Source organism: Brevundimonas sp. GW821-FHT12C05 (genome assembly GCF_058807475.1).
In genome coordinates this window covers 1,706,595-1,729,614 of the sequence record NZ_JBXAQS010000001.1, presented here as the reverse complement: position 1 = coordinate 1,729,614, position 23,020 = coordinate 1,706,595, and the positions used below count along the sequence as shown (strand labels likewise).

General features: G+C 69.2%; 25 protein-coding genes. 10 read left to right on the top strand and 15 right to left on the bottom strand.

Annotation, left to right across the window (positions count from 1 at the left end; translation table 11 throughout):
* Positions 1 to 70: 70 nt before the first annotated feature.
* Together AC1RRF_RS08260 and AC1RRF_RS08255 are read right to left on the bottom strand one after the other, a co-directional pair.
* Positions 71 to 787, bottom strand: a complete 717-nt coding sequence (locus AC1RRF_RS08260; RefSeq protein WP_492833944.1) for an NUDIX hydrolase — start codon at positions 785 to 787, stop codon at positions 71 to 73.
* Positions 771 to 1,757 (bottom strand): DUF4424 family protein, encoded by a 987-nt coding sequence (locus AC1RRF_RS08255; protein ID WP_492833943.1) that lies wholly within the window; start codon positions 1,755 to 1,757, stop codon positions 771 to 773. The genes AC1RRF_RS08260 and AC1RRF_RS08255 overlap by 17 nt, the downstream gene beginning before the upstream one ends.
* A gap of 113 nt (positions 1,758 to 1,870) precedes the next feature.
* On the opposite strand from AC1RRF_RS08255, the gene AC1RRF_RS08250 reads away from it, so the two are divergent.
* A complete protein-coding gene (locus AC1RRF_RS08250; protein ID WP_492833942.1) occupies positions 1,871 to 2,230 on the top strand; it encodes a VOC family protein in 360 nt (119 codons plus the stop codon).
* Here the strand turns inward: AC1RRF_RS08250 and rnr are convergent.
* On the bottom strand, positions 2,227 to 4,542 hold the full coding sequence (gene rnr / locus AC1RRF_RS08245; RefSeq protein WP_492833941.1) for a ribonuclease R: 2,316 nt from the start codon (positions 4,540 to 4,542) through the stop codon (positions 2,227 to 2,229). The genes AC1RRF_RS08250 and rnr overlap by 4 nt on opposite strands.
* 113 nt (positions 4,543 to 4,655) lie before the next feature.
* Between rnr and AC1RRF_RS08240 the strand changes: the two genes are divergently transcribed.
* The 4 genes from AC1RRF_RS08240 to AC1RRF_RS08225 are packed head-to-tail and all read left to right on the top strand — an operon-like array spanning position 4,656 to position 8,755.
* A complete protein-coding gene (locus AC1RRF_RS08240; protein WP_492833940.1) occupies positions 4,656 to 6,059 on the top strand; it encodes a pyridoxal-phosphate dependent enzyme in 1,404 nt (467 codons plus the stop codon).
* Positions 6,056 to 6,859 carry an alpha/beta hydrolase family protein gene (locus tag AC1RRF_RS08235; RefSeq protein WP_492833939.1) on the top strand — a complete coding sequence of 268 codons (804 nt, stop codon included), beginning with the start codon at positions 6,056 to 6,058 and terminating at the stop codon, positions 6,857 to 6,859. The genes AC1RRF_RS08240 and AC1RRF_RS08235 overlap by 4 nt, the downstream gene beginning before the upstream one ends.
* Positions 6,846 to 7,595, top strand: coding sequence for an alpha/beta hydrolase family protein (locus AC1RRF_RS08230; protein ID WP_492833938.1), 750 nt, complete (start codon positions 6,846 to 6,848; stop codon positions 7,593 to 7,595). Before AC1RRF_RS08235 ends, AC1RRF_RS08230 begins: the two co-directional genes overlap by 14 nt.
* Positions 7,592 to 8,755 (top strand): cystathionine gamma-synthase, encoded by a 1,164-nt coding sequence (locus AC1RRF_RS08225; RefSeq protein ID WP_492833937.1) that lies wholly within the window; start codon positions 7,592 to 7,594, stop codon positions 8,753 to 8,755. The genes AC1RRF_RS08230 and AC1RRF_RS08225 overlap by 4 nt, the downstream gene beginning before the upstream one ends.
* 6 nt (positions 8,756 to 8,761) lie before the next feature.
* Here the strand turns inward: AC1RRF_RS08225 and AC1RRF_RS08220 are convergent, their stop codons facing one another.
* The 8 genes from AC1RRF_RS08220 to AC1RRF_RS08185 form a co-directional block, all read right to left on the bottom strand.
* On the bottom strand, positions 8,762 to 9,286 hold the full coding sequence (locus AC1RRF_RS08220; protein ID WP_492833936.1) for a hypothetical protein: 525 nt from the start codon (positions 9,284 to 9,286) through the stop codon (positions 8,762 to 8,764).
* A gap of 79 nt (positions 9,287 to 9,365) precedes the next feature.
* The gene (locus tag AC1RRF_RS08215; protein WP_492833935.1) at positions 9,366 to 9,626 is read right to left on the bottom strand and encodes a hypothetical protein; all 261 of its coding nucleotides are present in this window, start codon (positions 9,624 to 9,626) and stop codon (positions 9,366 to 9,368) included.
* Between the two features lie 76 nt (positions 9,627 to 9,702).
* Positions 9,703 to 9,915, bottom strand: a complete 213-nt coding sequence (locus AC1RRF_RS08210) for a cold-shock protein (RefSeq protein WP_492312812.1) — start codon at positions 9,913 to 9,915, stop codon at positions 9,703 to 9,705.
* A gap of 248 nt (positions 9,916 to 10,163) precedes the next feature.
* On the bottom strand, positions 10,164 to 10,376 hold the full coding sequence (locus AC1RRF_RS08205) for a cold-shock protein (protein WP_291839573.1): 213 nt from the start codon (positions 10,374 to 10,376) through the stop codon (positions 10,164 to 10,166).
* Positions 10,377 to 10,540: 164 nt separating this feature from the next.
* On the bottom strand, positions 10,541 to 10,753 hold the full coding sequence (locus tag AC1RRF_RS08200) for a hypothetical protein (RefSeq protein ID WP_492833934.1): 213 nt from the start codon (positions 10,751 to 10,753) through the stop codon (positions 10,541 to 10,543).
* Between the two features lie 32 nt (positions 10,754 to 10,785).
* Positions 10,786 to 11,508, bottom strand: a complete 723-nt coding sequence (locus AC1RRF_RS08195) for a TorF family putative porin (RefSeq protein WP_492833933.1) — start codon at positions 11,506 to 11,508, stop codon at positions 10,786 to 10,788.
* Positions 11,509 to 11,542: 34 nt separating this feature from the next.
* Entirely contained in the window at positions 11,543 to 12,475 is a 933-nt protein-coding gene (locus AC1RRF_RS08190; protein WP_492833932.1) for an NAD(P)H-dependent flavin oxidoreductase, read from the bottom strand.
* A gap of 112 nt (positions 12,476 to 12,587) precedes the next feature.
* A complete protein-coding gene (locus AC1RRF_RS08185; protein ID WP_492833931.1) occupies positions 12,588 to 13,223 on the bottom strand; it encodes an energy transducer TonB in 636 nt (211 codons plus the stop codon).
* An 87-nt stretch (positions 13,224 to 13,310) separates the two neighbouring features.
* On the opposite strand from AC1RRF_RS08185, the gene AC1RRF_RS08180 reads away from it, so the two are divergent.
* On the top strand, positions 13,311 to 14,462 hold the full coding sequence (locus AC1RRF_RS08180) for a M24 family metallopeptidase (protein ID WP_492833930.1): 1,152 nt from the start codon (positions 13,311 to 13,313) through the stop codon (positions 14,460 to 14,462).
* Between the two features lie 31 nt (positions 14,463 to 14,493).
* Positions 14,494 to 14,955 carry a preQ(1) synthase gene (queF, locus tag AC1RRF_RS08175; RefSeq protein WP_492833929.1) on the top strand — a complete coding sequence of 154 codons (462 nt, stop codon included), beginning with the start codon at positions 14,494 to 14,496 and terminating at the stop codon, positions 14,953 to 14,955.
* Positions 14,956 to 14,967: 12 nt separating this feature from the next.
* Here queF and AC1RRF_RS08170 read toward each other — a convergent pair whose 3' ends face one another.
* The 3 genes from AC1RRF_RS08170 to AC1RRF_RS08160 all read right to left on the bottom strand — a co-directional run bounded on the left by AC1RRF_RS08170 (position 14,968) and on the right by AC1RRF_RS08160 (position 19,230).
* On the bottom strand, positions 14,968 to 16,029 hold the full coding sequence (locus AC1RRF_RS08170) for an ATP-binding protein (RefSeq protein ID WP_492833928.1): 1,062 nt from the start codon (positions 16,027 to 16,029) through the stop codon (positions 14,968 to 14,970).
* Positions 16,026 to 16,712 carry a response regulator gene (locus tag AC1RRF_RS08165; protein ID WP_492833927.1) on the bottom strand — a complete coding sequence of 229 codons (687 nt, stop codon included), beginning with the start codon at positions 16,710 to 16,712 and terminating at the stop codon, positions 16,026 to 16,028. Before AC1RRF_RS08165 ends, AC1RRF_RS08170 begins: the two co-directional genes overlap by 4 nt.
* A 169-nt stretch (positions 16,713 to 16,881) precedes the next feature.
* Positions 16,882 to 19,230, bottom strand: coding sequence for a TonB-dependent receptor (locus AC1RRF_RS08160; RefSeq protein WP_492833926.1), 2,349 nt, complete (start codon positions 19,228 to 19,230; stop codon positions 16,882 to 16,884).
* A 221-nt stretch (positions 19,231 to 19,451) separates the two neighbouring features.
* Between AC1RRF_RS08160 and AC1RRF_RS08155 the strand changes: the two genes are divergently transcribed.
* The gene (locus AC1RRF_RS08155; protein WP_492833925.1) at positions 19,452 to 20,321 is read left to right on the top strand and encodes a DUF817 domain-containing protein; all 870 of its coding nucleotides are present in this window, start codon (positions 19,452 to 19,454) and stop codon (positions 20,319 to 20,321) included.
* A 37-nt stretch (positions 20,322 to 20,358) separates the two neighbouring features.
* Here AC1RRF_RS08155 and AC1RRF_RS08150 read toward each other — a convergent pair whose 3' ends face one another.
* Positions 20,359 to 21,255 (bottom strand): oxidoreductase, encoded by an 897-nt coding sequence (locus AC1RRF_RS08150; RefSeq protein ID WP_492833924.1) that lies wholly within the window; start codon positions 21,253 to 21,255, stop codon positions 20,359 to 20,361.
* A 142-nt stretch (positions 21,256 to 21,397) separates the two neighbouring features.
* Here AC1RRF_RS08150 and AC1RRF_RS08145 point away from each other — a divergent pair, with 142 nt between their 5' ends.
* Positions 21,398 to 22,294: an AraC family transcriptional regulator gene (locus AC1RRF_RS08145; RefSeq protein ID WP_492833923.1), complete on the top strand. Its 897-nt coding sequence runs from the start codon at positions 21,398 to 21,400 to the stop codon at positions 22,292 to 22,294.
* On the top strand, positions 22,291 to 23,007 hold the full coding sequence (locus AC1RRF_RS08140; protein WP_492833922.1) for a class I SAM-dependent methyltransferase: 717 nt from the start codon (positions 22,291 to 22,293) through the stop codon (positions 23,005 to 23,007). The genes AC1RRF_RS08145 and AC1RRF_RS08140 overlap by 4 nt, the downstream gene beginning before the upstream one ends.
* Positions 23,008 to 23,020: the final 13 nt, after the last annotated feature.

Genomic DNA, 23,020 nt, shown 5'->3' with positions numbered 1-23,020 from the left:
CGCGTCGAGAGAACCCCAGTCTCCGGAAACAGGCAACCGCCGAGCCTTTCCGGTCAGGGACCGTCAGACCTCAGTCCTGATGATCCACGACATGCTGTCCGCGCACCATGCGGACGAAGGGGAGGGGGCGGTCCGGGGTCGCCAGCCGCTCGGCCACCTCGCCCAGCACGAAGCGGGTGATGGCGGGCAGGTCCAGCGCGCGGGCCTCGGTCAGGGGCAGCCAGGCGATCTCGTCCAGTTCGCCCGAGCCGGCGGTCGGCTCCGGGTGCAGCAGAGCCGAGACGTCGGCCATGAAGAAGCGGGCGTCGAAGCGGCGGGTGCGGCCCGGCGGGGTGATGGCCCGCGCGACATAGGACAGGGCGGCCAGGTCGGGCAGAGCGCCGACGGCGCGGAACTCACGCCAGCCCCCGGCGACGGAGGCGGGCGGGGCGGGCTCGGCCAGCAGCAGGCCGGTCTCCTCGTAGGTCTCGCGCACGGCGGCCAGGGCGAGGGCGCGGGCGCGGCGGGCCGGGACCTCGCGGGCCAGGCGCGCGGCGTCGGCGGGCTTCAGGTCGGTGGCGAAGGCGGCGGCGGCGTCCGACCGCTCCACCTTGCCGCCCGGGAAGACCCATTTTGAGGCCATGAAGACGTGCCCGGGCGCGCGGCGGCCCATCAGCACCTCCGGCCCGGAAGCGCCGGGACGGGTCAGGATCAGGGTCGCCGCATCCTTGGGCCGGCCGGTCGCCGCGGTGCGCGGGGCGTCGGCCAGATCCTGGCGGGCGTCGAAGGGTTCACTCGGGTCGGACACCCGAGACGATTACCACCGACAGATCGCGCGTGGGGGTGAAATTGGTCCGGCGGATCTCGAAACGGGTCGAGCTGATCCGGCGCACGTCCTCGCCGCAGAAGCTGACCAGATTGCGCGACGAGCCCTTGTCGACGACCAGCCGGAACTCACCGATCGGCTCGGCCCAGTTGGCGCCGGTGGTGAGGATGTAGTCGACCCAGGTCTCGGTCAGATACTGGCCCCGGCGGCGCATCCGGGCGGCCCCGGCCTGGAAGGCGGCGTCGGCGCAGTATCGCGCCGCATGCTCGGCGGCGTAGTCGCTGCTCGCCGCGTCCGGATCGCCGAAGACGCTGCCCGCCGAGCCGCCGACGGCGGGCGTGTAGCGGTGGTCCACCGCCAGTTCCTTCCCGGCGGGGAAGACCTGGGTCCAGTAGTGGGTGGTCTTCAGCGTCCACAGCGGCGCGAAGTCGGGCACCCGGCGGGCGCCGTCGACGTAGCCGCGATCCTCGATCAGCCTCATCTCGAGCAGCATGTCGATCTGCGGACGGGGCAGGGCGGCGATGGCGGCGCGGACGGCCGGATCATAGGGCGACAGCGGCAGCTCCAGCCCGCGCAGCAGGTCGGTGCGGTCGACGCCGTCCAGCATGGCCTTCTGCTCGACATTGGTGGCTACGCGCCGTCCCTGGACGGCGGTGACGAAGGTCAGGGCGCCCGGGTCGGACAGGGCGACGTCGCCCTCCTCGCCGCCGACGATGTCGGGCAGGGGGAAGGCGACGATGGTGGAGATGTCGCGGTCGGTCCGGTTGAAGAACCGGTACTTCACGCGGATCTCGCGGGCCGAGACGAACAGGTCCTCGGACCGCATGACGATGCCGTCGGTGCGCTGCAGGATCAGCCCGCCCGCGCCCATGGACGCGACGCTGTCATTGGCCGTCGCCGGCGCGGCGAGACATAGGGCGGCCAGCGCCGCCAGGACCGTTTTGCGGATCATCATCGTCACTCCCCCGGGACAGCTTAGCCGCTGAGGAATGGCGGAACCATGACGGTCGCGCCGGGCGGGTCTAGGGTGGGCGTCGGCGGCGACCGCCAGGAGGAGCCGGTGCGATGAAGCTGCAGGCCGAACCCCAGTTGTACGTCACCGACATGGCGGCGGCGATCGATCACTATACGGGCCGGCTCGGCTTCCGGCTGGCCATCGCGCACGGCGAGCCGCTGTTCTGGGCGCAGGTCGAGCGCGACGGGGCGCGGCTGAACCTGCGCCATGTGGACCGGCCGGTGTTCGCTCCGGGCGGGGAAGCGGACCTGCTGGCGGCCACCCTGACCTGCGACGAGGTGGAGGGCCTGTATCAGGCCTTCGACGCCGCCGGAGTCGCGTTCCACCAGCCGCTGAGGACCGAGCCCTGGGGCGCCCGGACCTTCATCGTCGCCGATCCGGACGGAAACCTGATCCTGTTCGCGGGTTAGCGCCGCTTGCCCTTGCGGACGCCCTTCAGGCCGCCCGAGGGCTTCTTGCCGTCGCGGGGCTTGTTCCCGGGGCCGCCGCGCTTGGGATAGCCGCCGCCGGGAGCGCCGCGGGCGCGCATGCCCAGCCGCGCCGAGGGGGCGTTGGGGTCGCGCGGGCCGGGCTCCGAGAGCATTTCGAACAGCAGGCCGCCGGTGACCGGCGTGGCCTCCTTCAGCTTGACCTCGACCTTGCGACCCAGGACCCAGCGCAGGCCGGAGCGCTCGCCGACCAGAGCGTGGCTACGATCGTCGTGGGTGAAGTATTCGCTGCCCAGAGTAGAGACAGGCACCAGGCCGTCCGCGCCGGTCTCGTCCAGCCGGATGAACAGGCCGAAGCGGGTGACGCCGGTGATGCGGCCGGTGAAGGTCGCGCCGACCCGGTCCTCCAGATAGGCGGCGATATAGCGGTCCATGGCGTCGCGCTCGGCGGCCATGGAGCGGCGCTCGGTCATGACCACGTGCTCGGCGATGGACGGCAGTTCGGCGATCTCGCGGTCCGTCAGCCCGTCCTTGCCCAGGCCCAGCGCCCGGATCAGGCCGCGGTGGACGATCAGGTCGGAGTAGCGCCGGATCGGCGAGGTGAAGTGGGCGTAGCGGTCCAGGTTGAGGCCGAAGTGGCCGACGTTCTCGGCCGAATAGATGGCCTGCATCTGGGTGCGCAGGACGACCTCGTTGACGACCTCGGCGTGCTCGGTCTCGCGGGTCTCGTCCAGCAGCTTGTTGAAGCGCTTGGTGGTGGCCGGCTCGCCCTTGGTCCACGGCTTGCCGATGGTCGACAGGAAGTCGCCGAGGTTGAACAGCTTCTCCTGACTGGGCGCGTCGTGGACGCGGTAGAGCAGGGGCGTCTTCTTCTGCTCCAGCGTTTCGGCGGCGCAGACGTTGGCCTGGATCATCATCTCCTCGATCAGCCGGTGGGCTTCGAGGGAGACGCGGGCCTCGATCGAGGTGATCTCGCCTTGGGTATTCATGCGGATGCGGCGCTCGGCGCTCTCGATCTGCAGGGGCGCGCGCTTCAGCCGGCCCTTCAGCATGGCGCGATAGGCGTTCCACAGCGGATAGAGGATGGCCTCCATGATCGGGCCGGTGGTGTCGTCGGGCGCGCCGTCGATGGCCGCCTGGGCCTGCTCGTAGGAGAGCTTGGCGTGGCTGCGCATCAGGCCGCGCACGAACTTGTGGCCGGTCTTTCGGCCATCCTTGTCGAAGACCATGCGCACGGCCATGCAGGCGCGGTTGTCGCCCTGGGTCAGGCTGCACAGGCCGTTGGACAGGCGTTCGGGCAGCATCGGCTCGACGCGGTCGGGGAAGTAGGTGGAGTTGCCCTTCTCGCGGGCCTCGCGGTCCAGCGCCGTGCCGGGGCGGACATAGGCGGCGACATCGGCGATGGCGACCCAGACGATCCAGCCGTCCGCGTTCTTCGGATCGTCGTCGCGCATGGCGTAGACGGCGTCGTCATGGTCGCGGGCGTCGGCGGGATCGATGGTGATCAGGGGCAGATCGCGCAGGTCCTCGCGGCCCTTCAGCGACGGCAGTTCCTGATGCTCGGCCTCCTGTTCGACGGCCTCGGAGAAGCCGGTCGGGACGCCGTGGCTGTGGATGGCGATCAGGGAGGCGGCGCGGGCGTCGTCCTCGCGGCCGATGGTCTCCAGGATCTTGCCGCGTTTGGGGCCGTAGCGCTGGTCGCCCTTCTCGATGGCGGCCAGGACCAGGTCGCCGTCCTTCAGGCCCTCGGCCTGGGCGTGGGGGACCAGCAGCACGTCCTTGGAGCGGCGGTCGACGGGCTCGACCCGGACCTCGCGGTTGGACTTGCGGATGACGCCGAGGACGCGGGTGCGCTCGCTGTCCAGCTTCTTGACCAGCCGGGCTTCCCAGCCGTTCGCGCCACGGCTGAACTTGACCAGCAGGCGGTCGCCCATGCCGGGGGCGGGGCCGGTGCGGCCGGTGTTGTCGGGCACGAGCATGGCCTGCGGGGCGTCGGGCGAGGCCTCGACCAGACGGACGTACATTTCGCCGTCCACGTCGCGCTCGACCACGTCGACGACGCCGACGGGGGGCAGGGCGCCGGAGGGCGAGAAGCCCTTCTTGCCGCGCTTGCCCAGGGCGCCTTCGGCTTCGAGTTCGCGGATCATTTCGCGCAGGGCGCGGCGGTCGCCGCCCTTCAGCCCGAAGTGGCGGGCGATGTCGGTCTTCTCGGCCGATCCGGCGTCACGCAGGAAGGCGAGCAGGGTTTGTTTGTCGGGAAGGCCGGCGGGCGGCCTCTTGGGAGTGTTTGTCATTTGAATCCTTTGATACCGCGCTTCGGCGCTCTTCGAGAGGCGAAATCTTGCGCGGCTTGTGATGAGAGAGGGGCGCGCTTAGCTTCCGGCGCGAACGTCCCCTGGAGTTTCTGATGTCTCTCGCCCCCACCCCGGTCCTGTCCGGTCCTACCGGCTCGTTGCTGGACCTGATCGGCAAGACGCCGATGGTGGAGGTGACGAAGATCGATACCGGCAAATGCCGTCTGTTCCTGAAGCTGGAGGCGCAGAACCCTGGGGGATCGATCAAGGACCGCATCGCCCTGTCGATGATCGACGCGGCGGAGCGGGAGGGGTTCCTGAAACCCGGCGGCGTCATCGTCGAAGCGACGGCCGGCAACACGGGTCTGGCGCTGACCCTGGTGGGGCAGGCCAAGGGCTATAAGGTGCTTCTGGTCATCCCGGACAAGATGTCCAAGGAAAAAATCCAGCATTTGAGGGCGATGGGCGCGGATGTTCGCCTGACGCGATCGGACGTGCCGCACGGGCATCCCGAGTATTACACCGACATGGCCGAGCGGCTGGCGCAGCAGATTCCGGGCGGCTTCTACGTCAACCAGTTCGCCAACGACGCCAACTCCGAGGCCCACTTCAAGACCACCGGCCCCGAGATCTGGGAGCAGCTGGACGGCAAGATCGACGCCCTGGTCGCCGGTATCGGCTCGGGCGGGACGATCACCGGCACGGCCCAGTATCTGAAGAGCGTCGGCTCCAAGGCCGAGATCATCCTGGCCGACCCGGTCGGCTCGACCCTGGCGGGGATCGTCAACGAGGGCGTCCCGGGACCGGAGGGCAGCTACACCGTCGAGGGCATCGGCCAGAATTTCGTGCCGGACACCGCCGACATCGACCTGATCGACAAGGCCTATTCCATCCCCGACGCCGAGGCGATCGCCACCGTGCGCGAGCTGCTGCTGAAGGAAGGCGTGCTGGCCGGGTCGTCGTCGGGCACCCTGATCGCCACGGCCCTGCGCTGGTGCCGCGAGCAGACCGAGCCGAAGGTCTGCGTGACCTTCGTCTGCGACACCGGGGCCAAGTACCTGTCCAAGGTCTACAACGACGCCTGGCTGGCCGATCAGGGTCTGGGCGAGCGCGAGCTGCACGGCGACCTGTCCGACCTGATCACGCGCAAATACGCCAACGGCGACGTCGTCGTGGCCGGGCCGGAGGACACCCTGGACACCGCCTTCAAGCGGATGAAGGGCGCCGATGTGTCCCAGCTTCCGATCATCCAGGACGGCCGTCTGGTCGGCATCCTGGACGAGAGCGACCTGGTGCATGTGATGAACACCGATGAGATCACCCGCAAGGAGCGGTTCGCCAAGCCGGTGTCCTCGGCCATGACGCGCGACCTGGACACGGTGCAGGTCTCGGAGCCGTTGGACGCCCTGATCCCCCTGTTCGACCGGGACCGGGTCGCCATCGTGCTGGACGGCGAGGCTTTCGTGGGCCTGATCACCCGCACGGACCTGATCAATCACCTGAGCCTGAATCGATGAGAAAAGGCTGGCCCTGGCTTGCCTGCATCGCGCTGACCGGCCTGGTCGCGGCGCTCGCGGGCGGCCCGGGCGCCGTGGCCCAAAGCCAGATCCAGGTGGGCATCCCGGGATGCGCCGACGACGTGGCGGTGCGGGCGTCGAGAGAGGCGATCACCTTCGAAAGCCGGGGACGTCAGATCAGGGCCTACCTCTATACGCCGCGGGGCGAGAGGAACGGCGCCGGGATCGTCCTGCTGCACGGCGGCACGGGGTTCGAGATGAACTCCATCCTGTTCGACGCCCATGCGATCCAGCTGGCGTCGCGCGGCTACCAGGTCATCCTGCCCGCCTATTTCGACGCCGCCGAGCCCGATCGGACCCGCCCGGTGGTGACCGCCCGGGCCTGGCGTCAGGCGGCGCTGGCCGCCGCGCGGCGCCTGGCGGACACGGCGGGCGTCTCGGCCGACCAGGTGGCCCTGTGGGGATATTCGCGCGGGGCCGGCGTCGCCGTTGATGCGGCCACGGCTTCCGACAGCCCGATCCGGTCCGCCGTCCTTGTGGCGGGCGGCGGCAAGATCGAGGAGAGGGGCGGCGCAAGCGACCTCTCCGTCCTGCTGCTGCACGCCCGCCGCGACGAGGCCGTGCCGGTTCGCGCGACCCTGCGGCTGGCGGATGACCTGCGTGACGCCGGAGCGGCGGTGGAGGTTCAGGAACTGGCCTTCGACGGGCATCAGTACGACCTGCCGACCTGGTGCGATGCCTTCGCCAAGACGCGGACCTTCCTCGAGAACCGGAGGGAGACGACCGATGGACCGTCGTAGCCTGCTGGCGGGCGCGGTCGCGACGGCCGGGCTGGCGAGCGCCGTACGGGCGCAGGATGCGGCGCCGGCGCCCGCCTACGAGGGGATGACCTTCGACAGTCACGGCAAGCCGATCCGGGCCATCCACTACAGCCCGGTGGGCGAGGGGCGCGGAGCGGCGATCGTGATGATGCACGGGTCGGGCGCGCGGATCGCCAACCGGGGGCCCTGGCACCAGCTGGCCCTGCGGTTCGCCGGCGACGGCTACCAGGTCCTGACCCCGCTGTTCACCGACGCCTTCGCCGACGACGGCGTCCGGCCCGAGCGGATGATGAACGCCTGGCGCTATGTGGGCGAGGACGCCATCGACTGGTTCATCGCGCGCGGGATCGACCGGCGGCGCACGGCCATGTTCGGCTATTCGCTGGGCTCCTACGTCGCGGTGGACGGCGCCCTGGGCAACAGCCGGGCCGCGGCGGCGATCGGGCTGGCGGGGGGCGTCGACGTCTACACGCCCCGCACGCCCCGGCGACGGATCCCGGTCATGATCCTTCGCGCCGAGAACGACACCCACGTCTTGCCCCAGAACACCGCGGCCTGGATCACCTTCCTGCGTGACAAGGGCGTCAGCGTCCGCGAGGAAGTGCTGCCGGGCGCGGGCCATATTTTCACGCCTCCGCAGTGGCTCGACATCTTCGAGCGCTCCGCGGCGTTTTACGGCGGCAACATCGGCCGCATCGACCAGGACGCTTCATGAGCTCGCTTAAGAACAGCCAGGGTTTCTCGACCCGCGCCATCCACGCCGGCCAGCGCCCCGACCCGACGACCGGGGCGGTGATGACGCCGATCTACGCCACCTCGACCTACGCCCAGGAAAGCCCGGGCGTGAACAAGGGCTATGAATACGCCCGCGGCAAGAACCCGACGCGCGAGGCCTTCGAGGCCTGCCTGGCGGACCTGGAGGGCGGCATCCAGGGCTTCGGCTTCGCCTCGGGCATGGCGGCGACGTCGACGGCGCTGGAGCTGCTGGACGCCGGGTCGCACATCGTCACCGGCGACGACCTGTACGGCGGCTCCTGGCGGCTGTTCGAGCGGGTGCGGCGCCGTTCGATGGGGCTGGACTTCAGCTATGTCGACTTCAGCGACCTGAATGCCGTCGAGGCGGCGATCACGCCCAAGACGAAGATGATCTGGGCCGAGACGCCGACCAATCCGCTGATGAAGCTGACCGACATCGCGGGTCTGTCCAAGATCGCCAAGGCGCGCGGCCTGCTGCTGATCGTCGACAACACCTTCGCCACGCCGTGGAGCCAGCAGCCGCTGAAGCTGGGCGCCGACGTGGTCATGCATTCGGCCACCAAATACCTGAACGGCCACTCGGACATCATCGGCGGGGCTCTGGTGACGGCCGATCCCGATCTGGCGAAGGAGATCAAGTTCCTGCAGAACTCCGTGGGCGGAGTGATGGGCCCGTTCGACGCCTTCCTGGCCAACCGGGGCCTCAAGACCCTGGGCCTGCGCATGAAGGCGCACAACGAGAACGCCCTGGCCGTGGCGCGCTGGCTGGAGGCCCGCAACGGGATCGCCAAGGTGATCTATCCGGGCCTGATCAGCCATCCGCAGCACGATCTGGCGTCGCGCCAGATGAACGGCCGCTACGGCGGCATGGTCACGGCGATCATCGACGGCGACCTGTCGCGCACCAAACAGGTGCTGGAGCGGGTGCAGGTGTTCACCTTGGCGGAGTCGCTGGGCGGGGTCGAAAGTCTGGTGAACCACCCGGCCATCATGACCCACGCCAGCGTGCCGAAAGAGGTGCGCGAGGCCGGCGGGGTGACCGACAACCTGATCCGCCTGTCGGTCGGGGTCGAGGACCTGGACGACCTGATCGGCGATCTGGATCAGGCGTTGGGGTGAGGCGCGTCAGTTCGCCGGCAGGGCGATGGTCCAGCCGGCGTCGGGCTCGATCCACAGGACGGTGCTTTCGAACTCGGGACGGGCGACGCCGTCGACCGTGACGGCCGCGCGCATCGAACCGTCCGGGTTCGGATGATAGGTGCTGCAGAACTCGCCGTCGCCCAGCATGGCCGAGATGTTGGCGGCGATCTGCTGGCGGAAGGAGACGAGCTGGTCGCCCTGGAGCGGGATCCCGTCCATGTCGATGCCGGTGATTTCCTCGGCCCGGTTTTCGGGGTGGGCGCACTCGGCGCCGTCCTTCACATAGACCTTGCCGGTGGCGTGCAGGATCACGGCGGGCGAGGCGTTGATCTGGTTGCGGGCGATGTTCCAGATCGTGCCGTCGGCATCGAACCGGTAGCCGCCGATGGCGGTGCAGGTCCTGGCCGCGACGTTCGGGCCGTAGCATTGCAGCTTGCCGGCGCGGCCGGGCTCCAGCGGTCCTGCGTCCTGGGGGGCGCCGGCCAGCGCCAGCAGGGCCATAAGCAGCATGATCTCGTCCCTGGGATGTCACCCGCCGGACCGGTTCCGGCGGGACATCATCGCACAACGCCGGAGACCGGAAAAAGGCTCAGGCGGCTTTCGACGGAAGGGCGGTCTGGTGGCCGGTGGCGGGCGGCGCCTTCTTCTTGGCGGGCGCGCGGGGCTTCTTCACCGCGGTCGAGGGCAGGGCGGCGCGGCGGGCCGTCTCGGCGTCGATCAGCGGCAGGATGTCGGCGGCGGTCGCGGCCTGGACCGGCGAACCGCTGGCGGACAGGCGTTCGGCGTTGGCGCGCAGGGCCTTGAGGTCGGGATCGCTCATGGTGGGGATCATGTCGGCGAGCGGGGTCATGGGACTCTCCTGGTGCTCTGAAAGGCGAAAGGGCCGGCGCTCTTCAGCGGCCGGCCCCCCCGATGGGTTCTAGAACCTACTCAGCGGCCTTCAGGCGGCCGGCGGATTCCTTGCCCGAGCGCTGGTCGCGCTCGATCTCGTACGAGATCTTCTGGTTTTCGCTGAGGATGCCCAGGTCCGAGACTTCAACGGCCGAGGCGTGGACGAAGACGTCCTTGCCGCCGTCATCGGGAGCGATGAAGCCGTAACCCTTGGTGGAGTTGTACCATTTTACAGTGCCGGTAGCCATTTTCAGGACCTCCGCAAGCATTGGCCGCGGGAAGGATGTCCCGGTCGGCCTGTCGGGTCTGATTGGGATCGGCTTTGGACCTCGGTGCGCGATGCAAAGGGGCAGCAGCGTTTCGCAGAGAGATCGACGCGCCTCAGGTGGGCGCTTTCCATCGGAATAGCAAGGACCGTGTCCGGAAACGAAAACGGCGGCGGGGGCTTTCGCCACCGCCGCCGTCGAAATCATGCACCCGATGAGGGCGCCGGAATTCAGCCTTCGGTCTTCAGCTGACCAGCCGATTCCTTGCCCGAGCGACGGTCGCGCTCGAGTTCGTAGGAAACCTTCTGGTTTTCATCCAGGCCGCGCAGGCCGGCGGCCTCGACGGCCGAGATGTGGACGAAGACGTCCTTGCCGCCGTCGTCCGGCTGGATGAAGCCGTAGCCTTTGGTCGGGTTGAACCACTTAACGGTGCCGGTAGCCATTGTAGACCTCCTTTTGGCGTTGGCCGCAGGCAAGAGCGCCTGGAGGCCTGTCGGGTCTGAATGGAGCGGCTGGACCTCGGGCGAAAGCAGAGGGGTGGCGTTTCGCAGAGAGATCGACGTCCACCCTTTTGAACCGGACGGAGGGCGAAAGCAAGGCGGGGGCGTCAGCCTTCGGCGGTCTCGTCAGGCGGCGCGACGTAGTGCGCCTGGCACAGCTTGCGCAGGTCGGCGCTCAGGGTGGGGCCGTAGAGGGAGTCCTGGATGCGGTCGAAACCTTCGGCGGACAGGGCTTGTTTGATGTCGCTGACGGTGCGGCACCGCCCCTCCCGCGCCAGTTCATAGGCGCGTTCCAGGGTCGTCGGTCGGTGGGAGCTCATCCCCCCGATATGGGCCCTGTGGGCCGGAATTCCTAGAAGGAGAAGCTCAATCCGGCCACGACGGCGTCGGCGTACTGCGGATTGGCCGGGTCGGCGTCCGTGTCGTAGTAGCGGACCTCGGCCTCGATGTTGCGCGTCAGGGCGTAGGTGAAGCCCGCGTTCCAGCCCGTGTAATCGACACTGCTGTCCTGCTCGCGACGGCCGATCTCGGCGGTGGCGGTCAGCTTGTCGTTGAAGTCCCAGCCGCCGCGCAGCGCGACCCAGGTCCAGGCTTCGGTCGAGCCCATGCCGTCCGGCGAGTACTGCAGGCGCACGCGGGCGCTGGCCGGGCCGATGGAGCGTTTGACGTCGGCGGTCAGCTCCCAGGCGGTATTGTCCGCACCCGGATCGGCGTCGACCTGGTATTTGTAGGTCGCGTTGAGATCCAGGTCGAAGCCCGCGATCTCGGGCCGCATGCCGACGCCGGCCTCGAGTTCCAACTCCGAACCCGTCGAGCTCTTGACGGTCTCGAAGCCGGGCCCCGCATAGAACAGGCCGGACGCGCTTTCCCACTCGGCCGCGCCCCAGGCGAAGGCGTCGCCCCGCGACTTGGAGGCGTCCTTGGACCGGTTGTCGGTCGCCGCCCCGAAGGAGAAGGACCAGCTTCCGGCGCCCTGAGACGCGGTCTCAGGCGTGCTCTGGGGGCCGCTCTGGGCCTGGGCCGTCCCGGCGAGAACGAGGAAGGCGAGGGCGGCGAACGTCGCTGTACGGATCATGGAACTCCCTGACGCGCGAAGGCGCGGGAGGTTCCTAAACGAAAGCGGTCGCTTTTGCGAACCGGTCCGTGGCCTGAGCGAATTCCTGTCGCAGTCGCCCGACCAGCTCCCCGGCCGGCAGGATGTCGTGGATGGCGCCGGCGCCCTGGCCGGCGGACCAGACGGTCTTCCAGGCCTTGGCCTCGTCGGCCATGTCCAGCTTGTGCTCGGGCAGGGTCTTGGGGTCGATGCCGTTCTCGACCAGCGACTTGACCATGAAGTTGGCCGGGATGCCCGAGACCGCCGGCGTGTGGACGATGTCCGCCGAGCCCGAATCCAGGATCATGTCCTTGTAGTGCGACTGGGCCTCGCTCTCGGTCGTGGCGATGAAGCGGGTGCCCATATAGGCGAAGTCGGCGCCCATCATCAGGGCGGCCGCCACGTCCGAGCCCGTGGACAGGCAGCCTGACAGAATGATGGTCCCGTCGAAGAAGCCGCGCACCTCTTCCACCAGGGCGAAGGGGTTCACGATCCCGGCGTGGCCGCCGGCGCCGTTGGCGACCAGGATCAGGCCGTCGACGCCGGCTTCCGCCGCCTTGCGGGCGTGACGGACGTTGGCGATGTCGTGGAAGACCAGACCGCCGTAGCCGTGCACCGCATCGACCACGTCACGCACCGCGCCCAGAGAGGTGATGATCAGCGGCACCTTCTCCTCGACCGAGACCATCATGTCGGCCATCAGGCGGGGGTTGGTGGGGTGGACGATGTGGTTGACGCCGAAGGCCGCCGCGTCGGGGTTCAGCCGCCCCTTGATCTCGTGCAGCCACTCCCGATAGCCCTCGCTGGTGCGCTGGTTCAGCGACGGGAAGGTGCCGACGGCCCCGGCGTTGCAGGTCTCGACCACCAGATCCGGTCCGGAGACCAGGAACATGGGCGCCGCGATCACCGGCAGCTTGAGACCTTTTTGCAGCGAAGCCGGAATGGCCATGGCGTTTCCCCGAGTTGTCTTTCGCTACGGATAGCGGGCTGTCCCCGGGTAAGGCAAACCGGAAAAACAAGGTGCGAACAGCGCGAAGCGCCCGGGAGGACGAACGCGCATCCTAAGGCGCCGATACGCCAGAAGCGGAAGTGGGGGGCGGGATCGGCGTGATGGTGGTGATGGTCATGGCCGACCCCTGCGTGGCCTGAGGAGCCGGCGCGGGCTCGACGACTTCCGGCGCGACGAAGCGGATGGTGAATTGCACCTTGGCGCCCGCGGCGGCGCGGTCCACGGTGCGGGGCGACAGCCGCGCCCGCGCGGCGGCGGCGATGACAGATGCCGCGAACCCCTGGCCCGCCGGCGTCTCCTCGATGACCTCGCAGCCGGAAAGCGCCCCGCTCGGATGCGCCAGGCAGCGCAGGGTGACGCGGCCCGCAATGACTCCGTTGGCGAGAGCCGTCGCCGGGTAGTCAGGCACGGGCTGACGCGCCCAGGACGGATTGGTGATGAGCGAGGGGTTCGCCCGCGCCGGCGGCGGCCCGGGACGCGGACTCGGAACGATGACGGGCGGGGCCGTCCCGCCATTCTGCCGCGGCGTCGGCAAGATGATGACCGGCGGAGGCGGCGATGGTTGCGTCGCGCCGGGTTTGGGCTTCGGCTTGGCCTGTTGAGCCGGCGCGGGGGCGGCCATGATCAGCGACAGGGCCGCGACCGAAAGGGCGCATCGGCCCCACTGGCTTTGAAAACGTCCGCCCATGTCTCTATCTCCCCGACAGACCCTTCCTGCTTCATGCCCCGGTGCGCCGGGGACAGGCAAGCCGTTCCGTTCCTCGCGAGACCGCCCATGAACCCGCCGCCGATCACCCTGCAGGAACGCCGTCAGCGGCTGGCCCGACTGGAGGCCGCGATGGAGGCCCAAGGCGTGGCCGCGGTGCTGATCGATGCGACGACCAGCCTGCGCTATTTCACCGGCCTGGTCTGGCGGCGGTCCGAGCGGATGATCGCGGCGCTGGTGCGCCCCGGAAAGCCGCTGACCTACATCTGTCCCCGGTTCGAACTGGACAAGGTGGCCGGTTCGGTCGGCGTGCCCGGCGAGTATCTGACCTGGGAAGAGCATGAGAGCCCCTATGCCCTGGTGGCCGATGCGGTCCCGACCGGGGTCCTGGCGGTGGACGAACAGGCGCCGGTGTTCGCCTGGCTGGGGCTGGCCGAGGCGTTCGGCGTCGAGCGGCTGCGCGGCGCAGACCCGCTGATCACGCCGCTGAGGGCGCGCAAGTCCGAGGCCGAGATCGCACTGATGACGCGGGCCAAGGCGCTGACGCTGGAGGCGCAACGGCGGGCGCACGGGAGCCTGCAGGCAGGCATGCGCGGCTCGGAGGTCGCGGCCTTCATCGACCGCCAGCACCGGGCGCTGGGCGCCGACGGCGGCAACACCTTCTGCATCGCCTCGTTCGGGGCCGACACGTCTCTGCCGCATGGCGGGGAGGGCGATCCGGAGCTGCGCGAGGGCGACGTCGTCCTGATCGACACCGGCTGCGCGCTGGACGGCTACAACGCCGACATCACCCGGACCTATGTGTTCGGCGAGCCGACGCCCGAGGTGCGGCGCATCTGGGAGCTGGAGCACGCGGCGCAGGCGGCGGCCTTCGCGGCGGCGCGGTTGGGCGAGCCGTGCGAGGCGGTGGACGCGGCGGTGCGCGTGTTCCTGGCGTCCGAGGGGCTGGGCCCGGACTATCAGACGCCGGGCACGCCGCACCGCACCGGCCACGGCATCGGCCTGGACATCCACGAGGCGCCCAATCTGGTGCGCGGCGACCGCACGGCGCTGGATGTCGGCATGTGCTTCTCCAACGAGCCGATGATCGTGGTGCCGGGCCGCTTCGGCATCCGGCTGGAGGACCATTTCCACATGACCGCGGCGGGGGCGAACTGGTTCACCCTGCCGCAGCCGAGCCTGGACGAGCCGTTCCGGGGCGTGGCGCCGCTGGCGGCGTGACGAAAGAGATCGAAATCGGTAGAGCGAGGCCATGACCACTGACACCTCGGGCCTGCACCAGCTGGGCCAAATGACCGCCGCGCCGACCAGCCCGGAGACCGCCGTGCTGGAGCGGGTGCCCAACCCGCACGCGGACACCCTGTATCTGGCCCGCTTCACGGCGCCGGAGTTCACCAGCCTGTGCCCGGTCACCGGCCAGCCGGACTTCGCCCACATCGTCATCGACTACGCCCCCGGCCCGTGGCTGGTGGAGAGCAAGTCGCTGAAACTCTACCTGACCAGCTTCCGCAACCACGGCGCCTTCCACGAGGACTGCACCGTCGCCATCGGCAAGAAGCTGGCCGATCTGCTGGAGCCGACGTGGCTGCGCATCGGCGGCTACTGGTATCCGCGCGGCGGCATTCCGATCGACGTCTTCTGGCAGACCGGTCCGGCGCCGGAAGGCCTGTGGCTGCCCGACCAGGGCGTGCCGACCTATCGCGGACGGGGCTGACGTCCCGGCCTGTCAGTCCGCCGCGGCGGCGAGGGGCAGGCGGATCTCGAAGGTCGAGCCCTTGTCGTTCGGCCGGTAGTCGACGCGCCCGCCGTGAGCCTCGGCGACCGCGCGGACGACCGCGAGCCCCAGTCCGCTGCCCTGGGCCTTGGCGCGGTTGCGCTGGAACGGCTCGAAGGCCGTGGTCCGCATCGCCTCCGGCAGGCCGGGGCCGTCGTCGTCCACGGCGATGATCGCGTCGGCGCCGCGGATCTCGGTGCGGATCACCAGGCCGCCCGGATCGGCGTGCACGCGGGCGTTCTCGATCAGAGCCAGCACGGCCTGCCGCAGGCGGGTCGGGTCGGCCACGATGGTCGTGGGCTGAAGCCGCCACTGACAGGCGAAACCCGCGGCGACCAGCCCTTCGGCCACCGCCGGCTGCAGCTCATCGACGATGGCGGCCAGATCGATCAGTTCCAGCCGCAGGTCTAGGCGCCCGCCGTCCGCCAGGCTGACCACCCGCAGGTCCTCGACCAGGCGGGCCAGACCGTCGACCTGACGCAGCAGGCTGGTCAGCGTCCGCTCGTCCAGGGCGAAGACCCCGTCGGACACCCCCTGCAGCCGCCCCCGCAGGATGGTGACCGGCGTGCGCAGTTCGTGGGCGATGGACGCGTTCCAGTCGACCATGCCCCGGTTGAGGCTCTCGAGGCGTTCGGCCATGTGGTTGAAGTCGCTGGCCAGGTCGGCGATCTCGCCGCCGGTGCGGTCCTCGATCCGGGCGCGAGCGGTCAGGTCGTCGTTGGCGATGCGGCGGGCGGCGTCCGCGATGGCGTCGAGTGGAATGACGATGCGCCGGGCCAGTTGCGCGCCGCTGGCGATCGCGATCAGCAGGGCCGCCGCGACCAGGGCCGCGATGATCAGCCAGTCGGAGGTCTGGGGCACCCACTCGTTCGCCGGCGGCACGGCGTCGGGGTGGTTCCGGAACACCCAGCTGTAGACGAAGAAGGCGCACAGGACCGCCAGCGCGAACCCGCACAGGGTCATCAGCGCCATGCGGACGGCGATGCGCCCTCTCAGTCCTCCGAGGCCTGTCACGCGTCGGGCTCCAGCCGGTAGCCGACGCTGCGCACATTGGTCAGGATCGGTCCGGACCCCGCCGCCTCCAGTTTGCGGCGGAGATGGCTGACGTGGCTGTCGACCGTCCGGGCCTGGATTTCCGTCAGGCCGGCCGCCTCGGCCAGCTCCAGCCGGGTGAAGACGCGCAGCGGAATGCGCGCCATGTGGGCCAGGATGCGGAACTCGGTCAGGGTCAGGTCCAGACGGCGGCGGCCCTCCAGCGTCACGACCGCGGCCATGTAGTTCTCGATATTCACCTCGACCGGACCGACCCGCAGGGCGCCGCGTTCCGCCGCGCCGGTTCCGCGGCGCAGGATGGCGCGGGCGCGGGCGACCACCTCGACCGGGTTGAACGGTTTGACGATGTAGTCGTCGGCGCCGATGCGCAGGGCCTGCAGCTTGTCGAAGTCCTGATCCAGGGCGGTGACCATGATGACCGGCGTCTCGCCGCGCCGCCGCAACTCACCCAGAACATCCCAGCCGTCGCGCACCGGCATCCGCACGTCGAGCAGAACCAGGTCCGGCCGCAGCGAGGCGTGCAGGTCCAGAGCCTCCTGACCGTTCCCGGCGCAGGCGGTGCGGAAGCCTTCGCGGCGAAGGTAGGCGTCGAGGATCTCGGCGATCTCGGGTTCGTCGTCGGCGATCAGGATCAGGTGGTTCATGAGGCGCTCCTGACGCGGCCATCTCTCCAGACCGGCCCGACGTCCAGTGGAAGGAGGTATCTTCGGACAAAATTCACATGATCTCCACCGATCCGAAAGGGGGAAGGGCGGACGAAAAAGGCCCCTCCCGCGAGGGGAGGGGCCCTGATCGATCTGCCTGAAGGCAGGCTCAGTAGGTGGCGCGCAGCTCGATGCCGAAGGTGCGCGGGGCGTTGAAGTTGCCGTAGTCGCCGATCGTGCCGCGGTTGGCCGGGTCACGACGGTAGACGTGGGCTTCGTCCAGCAGGTTGCGCGACCACAGGGCCACTTCCAGCGTCGGACCGCCGGCGCTGGTCTGGATGTCGGCCAGCGACAGGCGGCCGTTGACGATGAACGAGGAGTCGTTCTTCACCGGCGTCTGGTCGAAGGTCTGGGTCGCATCGGCGTAGTTGCCGTCGATGTGGGCCTTGAAGGTCGAGCCCAGCATCGGGGTTTCGTAGTCGGCGGCCACGCTGAAGGCGTTCTTCGGCGTGAAGACGATGAACACCGGCTGGACGATGCCGGTGAACGGGTTCTGGGTCGGCGGGATCTCGGTCTCGGTATAGGCATACGAGGCCGACAGGGTCAGACCGTCGGTCACCAGCGCCGAACCTTCCAGCTCGATGCCCTTGATCTTGGTCGTGCCCGGGGCGTTGATCGTCTCCAGGGTGTTCCGGGTCGAGGCGCCGATGACGGTGACCAGGCTGAAGTCGATCTGGCTGTTCTCCCGTTCCGAGTAGAAGGCGGCCGCGTTCAGGCGGACGCGACGGTCGAACAGGTCGGTCTTGGCGCCCAGTTCCCAGGACTTGATCTCTTCCGGACCGAACGAGCGGTAGGTCAGCGAGCGCGAGGAGGCGCCGCCGGCGCGGTAGCCGGTGGCGTAGCGGGCGTACAGGTTCACGCCGTCGGCCGCGTCCCAGGCCACGGTGATCATCGGGTCGAAGCGGTCGGTCTTCTCCGAGAAGGTGAAGTTGGTCGCCGCGTTGTTGACGATGTTCAGGATGCCGTCCTTCTCATCCCAGGTGTACCGACCGCCCGCGGTGATGTGCAGGGTCTCGTTCATCACCATCGGGGTCCAGGTGCCCTGGCCGTAGATGGCCTTGGATTCCGAGTGGGCGGTCGAGGCGCGGTCCAGCGAACGGAAGCCGCGGATGGTCGGCGTCGGATCCAGGATGGTGTAGCCGGTGCCGTCTGCGTTCCAGCGGTTGGTCGACGGCGTCGCCGCGTCGTCCGAGGCGGTTTCCTTGAAGTAGTACAGGCCGGCGACGTAGTCGAAGTTGTCGCCCAGCGAACCGACGGCCTGGAGTTCCTGGCTGAACTGGTGCTGCCACAGGCCGGCCAGCGAGTAGCGGCTGAAGTTGGCGTTCGGGCCGACGACCGGCGGACGGTGGGCGCCGGCGATGTTGTCGTACTGTTCGACGTCGACTTCGCGGTAGGCGGTGATCGAGCGCAGCTCCAGGCTGTCGTTCGGACGATACGACAGGTGCAGGTCGGCGCCCTGGGTCTCGTCGACGCTCCACTGCTGCGGCACGCCGATGTCGGAGACGGTCATGCGGTCATTGCCCTCGACCCGCACGATCGGGGCCAGGTCGCGGATGCTGCCGGCGGGCACCGAGCCCGCGGTGAAGGGCACCACGGTCAGGCCGTTCGGGTTGAAGTTCAGCAGCTGGCTGTAGAAGGGCGTGTTCTTGTCCGTGCCGGTGTCCAGCGCCAGGTCGGCGGTGAAGTTCGCCGTGGGCGTCCAGCGGGTCTGGAAGCGCAGGCCGCGGCGGTCGTACTGGCCGAAGCCTTCCTCGCCCGGCAGGCTGTTGCGGGTCACCGGGCCCTGGACCTGGATGACGCCGTCGACCTTGAAGGCGAAGTCGCCCAGCGCCGGGAAGTCGACGTGCAGCTCGCTGTTGTAGGAGTTCAAGTTGCCGACGCCGGCCACGGCGCGCATGCCGAACTCGCCGGTGGGCTTGCGGGTGACCAGCGACAGGGCGCCGCCTTCGGTGTTGCGGCCGAACAGGGTGCCTTGCGGGCCCTTCAGGACCTCGATGCGCTCGACGTCGAGCAGGGCGGCGCCGAGGCCGTGCTGGCGGCCCAGGTAGACGCCGTCAACGTAGACGCCGACGCCCTGTTCGCGGGCGGGTTGGTTGGCGTCCAGCGGGACGATGCCCCGGATGCCGATGGTCAGAGCCGACTGGCGGGCTTCGAAGGTGGCGACGCGCAGGCCGGGGACCGCGCCGTCGGCCAGGTCCATCAGGCTCTGGATGTGGCGGTTCTCGAGCGCTTCGCTGTTCACGACCGAGATCGAGATCGGCGTCTCTTGAAGGTTGGTTTCGCGCTTGGTCGCGGTGACGACCACATCGGCCAGGCCGGACGGTTCGGAATCCGGCGCGGTGGCCAGGCCCGACGGCTCAGGGTCCGGCGCGACGGTGTTCTGAGCGAAGGCCGGCATCGGCGCGACGATCATCGCGGCGCCGGCCAGAAGGGTCAGACGAAGGGTATGTTTTTTCATTTTGGATCCCCGAGAGAGGGGGCCACGCCTAAGATGCGTACATGCCGCCCGCATTACATGCGGGAGAATGTTTCTTATGTTTTTCAATAAGATGTGGCTGGAAATCTCTCCCGATCAGGTCCGCCGGGTCTCCATGATTTCTCCACACTCCGTCACATTCTCCGGGGCGCTGCACCAAATCTCCACGCGCCACCGCCGTTTCTCCGGCCTAGCCTGCGCGCATGACATCCGCGCGTCTCCCGCTAGAAGCCCGTGGCCGCCTGTGGCTGGCGCGGGCCGAGGCATGGGCCGACCGGTCGCCGTTGCGGCGAGGCGGCTATGAGTTCCTGTGGTTCGGGCTGAAGCAGGGGTGGGCCTGCCTGTTCGGCGGACTGATGTTGGCGCTGATCGTCGGCACCTTCCTGTTCTGGCCCGAGGCCGCGCCGGTCTCGCGCTACGACTTCCTAGTTGTCGGGGCGGTGGTCATCCAGGCGGGGATGCTGGCGCTGAAGCTGGAGACCTGGGAGGAGGCGCGGGTCATCCTGCTGTTCCATATCGCCGGGACGGTGATGGAGCTGTTCAAGACCGCCCACGGGTCGTGGATCTATCCCGAGGACTCGCTGCTGCGGATCGGGGCGGTGCCGCTGTTCTCGGGCTTCATGTATGCGGCGGTCGGCAGCTACATCGCGCGGGTGCAGCGCATCTTCCACATCACGGTGCGGGGCTATCCGCCGTTGTGGACGACCTGGGTGCTGGCGGCGGCGATCTACGTCAACTTCTTCGCCCATCACTGGCTGCCGGATGTGCGGATCGTGCTGTTCGCGGCGACGGTGCTGATCTTCGGGCGCGGCTGGTTCTGGTTCACCACCGACCGGCGGCGGCGGGCCATGCCGTTGCTGCTCGGCTTCTTCCTCGTCGCCCTGTTCATCTGGTTCGCCGAGAACCTGGCCACCTTCGGCCGGGCCTGGGCCTATCCCGGCCAGGAGGACGGCTGGGAGATGGTGGGGCTGGAGAAGCTGGGCAGCTGGTTCCTGCTGATGATCATCTCGGTCGTGCTGGTGTCGATCGTGCATCGGCCGGAAGAAGAGCAGGCAGTAGGGAGTAGGCAGTAGGGTTGTGTCGCCCTGCCGCCTACTGCCCCCTTTCACCTCACCCCCAGGCGCTCACGCCCGACTCGTCCCGGAAGGCGAAGTCGCCGTCGGTGCTCAGCGACAGGGCGCGCCAGGCGTCGAGTTCGGCCTGCAGGCCGGCGATCTTGGCCTCGATCATGCCGACGGCGTCCGTGCCCGCGGCCCAGCGGACCGGCGGCTGGTCGGCGTCGGCCAGGGCGATCAGGGCCAGGCCCAGCTTGGCCGGATCGCCGGCCTGGTTGCGGCTGCGGCCGTCATAGAAGGTCTTCAGCGCCTCAGAGACGGCGGCGTAGTCGGCGATCGGCTGCGAGCCGTGGCGGACCGAGGTCGGCTCCAGGAAGTCGGTGCGGAAGAAGCCCGGCTCGACCACGGTGGCGTGGATGCCGAAGTCGCGGACTTCGCCGGCGAGGGATTCGGTGAAGCCCTCCACGGCGAATTTCGAGGCGCAGTACAGGGTTCCGCTGGCGCCGCCGACGATGCCGCCGACCGACGAGATGTTGAAGATGCGGCCCGAGCGCTGGGCGCGCATCGTCGGCAGGACGGCGCGGGTGACGTGCATCAGGCCGAAGACATTGGTGTCGTACTGGGTCCGGGCGTCATCCGCCGTCGACTCCTCGAACAGCGACAGGTGGCCGTAGCCGGCGTTGTTGACCAGCACGTCGATGCGGCCGAAAGCGGTCAGCGCCGCATCGACGGCGGCCCGGGCGGCGGCGGGGTCGGTCACGTCCAGCGAGACCGACAGCAGGCGGTCGCTGTCGGGGCCAAAAGTCTCGACCAGGCTGTCGCGGTTGCGGGCGGTGGCGACGACGCGGTCGCCGGCGTCCAGAACCGTGCGGACGATGGCGGCGCCGAGGCCGCGCGAGGCGCCGGTGACGAACCAGGTGCGGGGCCCGATCTGGGGAATGGGGGAGGTCATGGGAAGTCTCCTTGTTGGGAGCCCCGATATGGGCCGCGGGACCGGGCAGGCCGTAGACGGATCGCGCCACTCTCTTGCACAATCCCGCCATCCAATGCCTCGCGTGCTTGTATTGTGTTTCCGTCAGGGCTTGGATGTCGCCATGAGCCGATTGCACGAACTCGTCGCCCTGGTGCACCGCCATCTGGGGGAGGCCTCGCCCGAGGGCGTGGGGCCCATGACCCTGCCGGGGTTGCAGATCATCGCCAGTCGCGCCGTCACCGAGGCGCAGCAGCTGGTCTATGAGCCGATGCTGTGCCTGATCCTTGAGGGCGCCAAGAACACCACCCTGGGGACCGAGACCCATCCCTACCGCGCGGGACAGTATCTGGTGGTGTCGGCGGACCTGCCGGTCAGCGGACAGGTGATCGCGGCGCCCTATCTGGCGGTGGGCATACCGCTGGACCCGGCGGTGATCGCGGACCTGATGATGGAGGCGGGCGACGCCCTGCCGGAGGCGCCGCCGGTGCGGGCGCTGGCGGTCAGCGACATGGACGACGACCTGACCGATGTGGTGATCCGGCTGGTCCGCCTGCTGGATCGCCCGCGGGAAGCCCAGGTGCTGGCGCCGCTGATCCGGCGCGAACTGATGTGGCGGCTGCTGGCCGGCGAACGGGCCGACATGATGCGCCAGATCGGGGCCGAGGGCGGACGGCTGTCGCAGGTGCGCCGCGCGATCCGCTGGCTGCGCGTCCACTATGCCGAGCCGATGCGGATCGAGCGGCTGGCCGAGGTGGCGGGCATGAGCGAGACCTCGCTGCACCGCCACTTCAAGGCCGTCACGGCGATGAGCCCGCTGCAGTACCAGAAGCAGATCCGGCTGCAGGAGGCGCGCAACCTGCTGCTCAGCCGGGGCCGGGATGTGGCCGGCATCGGCTTCACGGTCGGCTACGACAGTCCCTCCCAATTCAGCCGCGAATACGCCCGCCTGTTCGGCCGCCCGCCGGGCCGCGACCTGGAGCGGCTGAGGGCCCATCCGTCGCTGGCGGTGGCGGTATGAGCGATGGATGGAACGAGTCCGCCCAGGCCTGGATCGCCGACATGGGCAAGGACGGCGACTATGGCCGCCGGTTCGTCATGGATGCGCCGATGCTGGCCAGGGTGCGCGCGGGCGCCTTCGCCGAGGCGCTGGACGTCGGCTGCGGCGAAGGCCGGTTCTGCCGGATGCTCCAGCGCGAGGGCGTCCGCACGGTCGGGATCGATCCGACGCCGGAGCTGATCGCGCGGGCCCGGGAGCTGGACGGCAAGGGCGAGTATCACCTCGGCCGCGCCGAGGCGCTGGAGTTCGAGGACGGCCGGTTCGACCTGGTGGTCAGCTATCTGTCGCTGATCGACATTCCCGATATCGCCGCCGCGATCGCGGAGATGGCGCGGGTGCTGAAGCCCGGCGGAACGCTGCTGATCGCCAACCTGACCGGGTTCAACACGGCCGGAGCGGCCCATGACATGGGCTGGACCAAGCTGGCCGATGGGCGGCCGGGCTTCGCGATGGACGGCTATCTGGAGGAGCGGGCGGCCTGGGTCGAGTGGCGGGGCATCCGGATCGTGAACTGGCACCGCCCGCTTAGCACCTACATGACCCTGCTGCTGGAGCAGGGGCTGACGCTCACCCGGTTCGAGGAGCCCGCGCCGGTGGGAGGCGATCCGGCGCGCGGGGCCCGCTATGTCCGGGCGCCCTGGTTCATGCTGATGGAATGGACCCGACCGGCCTGAGGCGGGGTGACCG

Bases quoted from the DNA above. Each gene is read 5' to 3' on its own strand.
- AC1RRF_RS08155 (WP_492833925.1), top strand. From the start codon at position 19,452: ATGACATCCGCGCGTCTCCCGCTAGAAGCCCGTGGCCGCCTGTGGCTG.
- AC1RRF_RS08235 (WP_492833939.1), top strand. From the start codon at position 6,056: ATGAGAAAAGGCTGGCCCTGGCTTGCCTGCATCGCGCTGACCGGCCTG.
- AC1RRF_RS08200 (WP_492833934.1), bottom strand. From the start codon at position 10,753: ATGAGCTCCCACCGACCGACGACCCTGGAACGCGCCTATGAACTGGCG.
- AC1RRF_RS08145 (WP_492833923.1), top strand. From the start codon at position 21,398: ATGAGCCGATTGCACGAACTCGTCGCCCTGGTGCACCGCCATCTGGGG.
- AC1RRF_RS08205 (WP_291839573.1), bottom strand. From the start codon at position 10,376: ATGGCTACCGGCACCGTTAAGTGGTTCAACCCGACCAAAGGCTACGGC.
- AC1RRF_RS08215 (WP_492833935.1), bottom strand. From the start codon at position 9,626: ATGACCCCGCTCGCCGACATGATCCCCACCATGAGCGATCCCGACCTC.
- AC1RRF_RS08140 (WP_492833922.1), top strand. From the start codon at position 22,291: ATGAGCGATGGATGGAACGAGTCCGCCCAGGCCTGGATCGCCGACATG.
- AC1RRF_RS08210 (WP_492312812.1), bottom strand. From the start codon at position 9,915: ATGGCTACCGGCACTGTAAAATGGTACAACTCCACCAAGGGTTACGGC.
- AC1RRF_RS08195 (WP_492833933.1), bottom strand. From the start codon at position 11,508: ATGATCCGTACAGCGACGTTCGCCGCCCTCGCCTTCCTCGTTCTCGCC.
- AC1RRF_RS08165 (WP_492833927.1), bottom strand. From the start codon at position 16,712: ATGAACCACCTGATCCTGATCGCCGACGACGAACCCGAGATCGCCGAG.
- AC1RRF_RS08160 (WP_492833926.1), bottom strand. From the start codon at position 19,230: ATGAAAAAACATACCCTTCGTCTGACCCTTCTGGCCGGCGCCGCGATG.
- AC1RRF_RS08190 (WP_492833932.1), bottom strand. From the start codon at position 12,475: ATGGCCATTCCGGCTTCGCTGCAAAAAGGTCTCAAGCTGCCGGTGATC.
- AC1RRF_RS08225 (WP_492833937.1), top strand. From the start codon at position 7,592: ATGAGCTCGCTTAAGAACAGCCAGGGTTTCTCGACCCGCGCCATCCAC.
- queF (WP_492833929.1), top strand. From the start codon at position 14,494: ATGACCACTGACACCTCGGGCCTGCACCAGCTGGGCCAAATGACCGCC.
- AC1RRF_RS08185 (WP_492833931.1), bottom strand. From the start codon at position 13,223: ATGGGCGGACGTTTTCAAAGCCAGTGGGGCCGATGCGCCCTTTCGGTC.
- AC1RRF_RS08180 (WP_492833930.1), top strand. From the start codon at position 13,311: ATGAACCCGCCGCCGATCACCCTGCAGGAACGCCGTCAGCGGCTGGCC.
- rnr (WP_492833941.1), bottom strand. From the start codon at position 4,542: ATGACAAACACTCCCAAGAGGCCGCCCGCCGGCCTTCCCGACAAACAA.
- AC1RRF_RS08240 (WP_492833940.1), top strand. From the start codon at position 4,656: ATGTCTCTCGCCCCCACCCCGGTCCTGTCCGGTCCTACCGGCTCGTTG.
- AC1RRF_RS08250 (WP_492833942.1), top strand. From the start codon at position 1,871: ATGAAGCTGCAGGCCGAACCCCAGTTGTACGTCACCGACATGGCGGCG.
- AC1RRF_RS08150 (WP_492833924.1), bottom strand. From the start codon at position 21,255: ATGACCTCCCCCATTCCCCAGATCGGGCCCCGCACCTGGTTCGTCACC.
- AC1RRF_RS08220 (WP_492833936.1), bottom strand. From the start codon at position 9,286: ATGCTGCTTATGGCCCTGCTGGCGCTGGCCGGCGCCCCCCAGGACGCA.
- AC1RRF_RS08255 (WP_492833943.1), bottom strand. From the start codon at position 1,757: ATGATCCGCAAAACGGTCCTGGCGGCGCTGGCCGCCCTATGTCTCGCC.
- AC1RRF_RS08230 (WP_492833938.1), top strand. From the start codon at position 6,846: ATGGACCGTCGTAGCCTGCTGGCGGGCGCGGTCGCGACGGCCGGGCTG.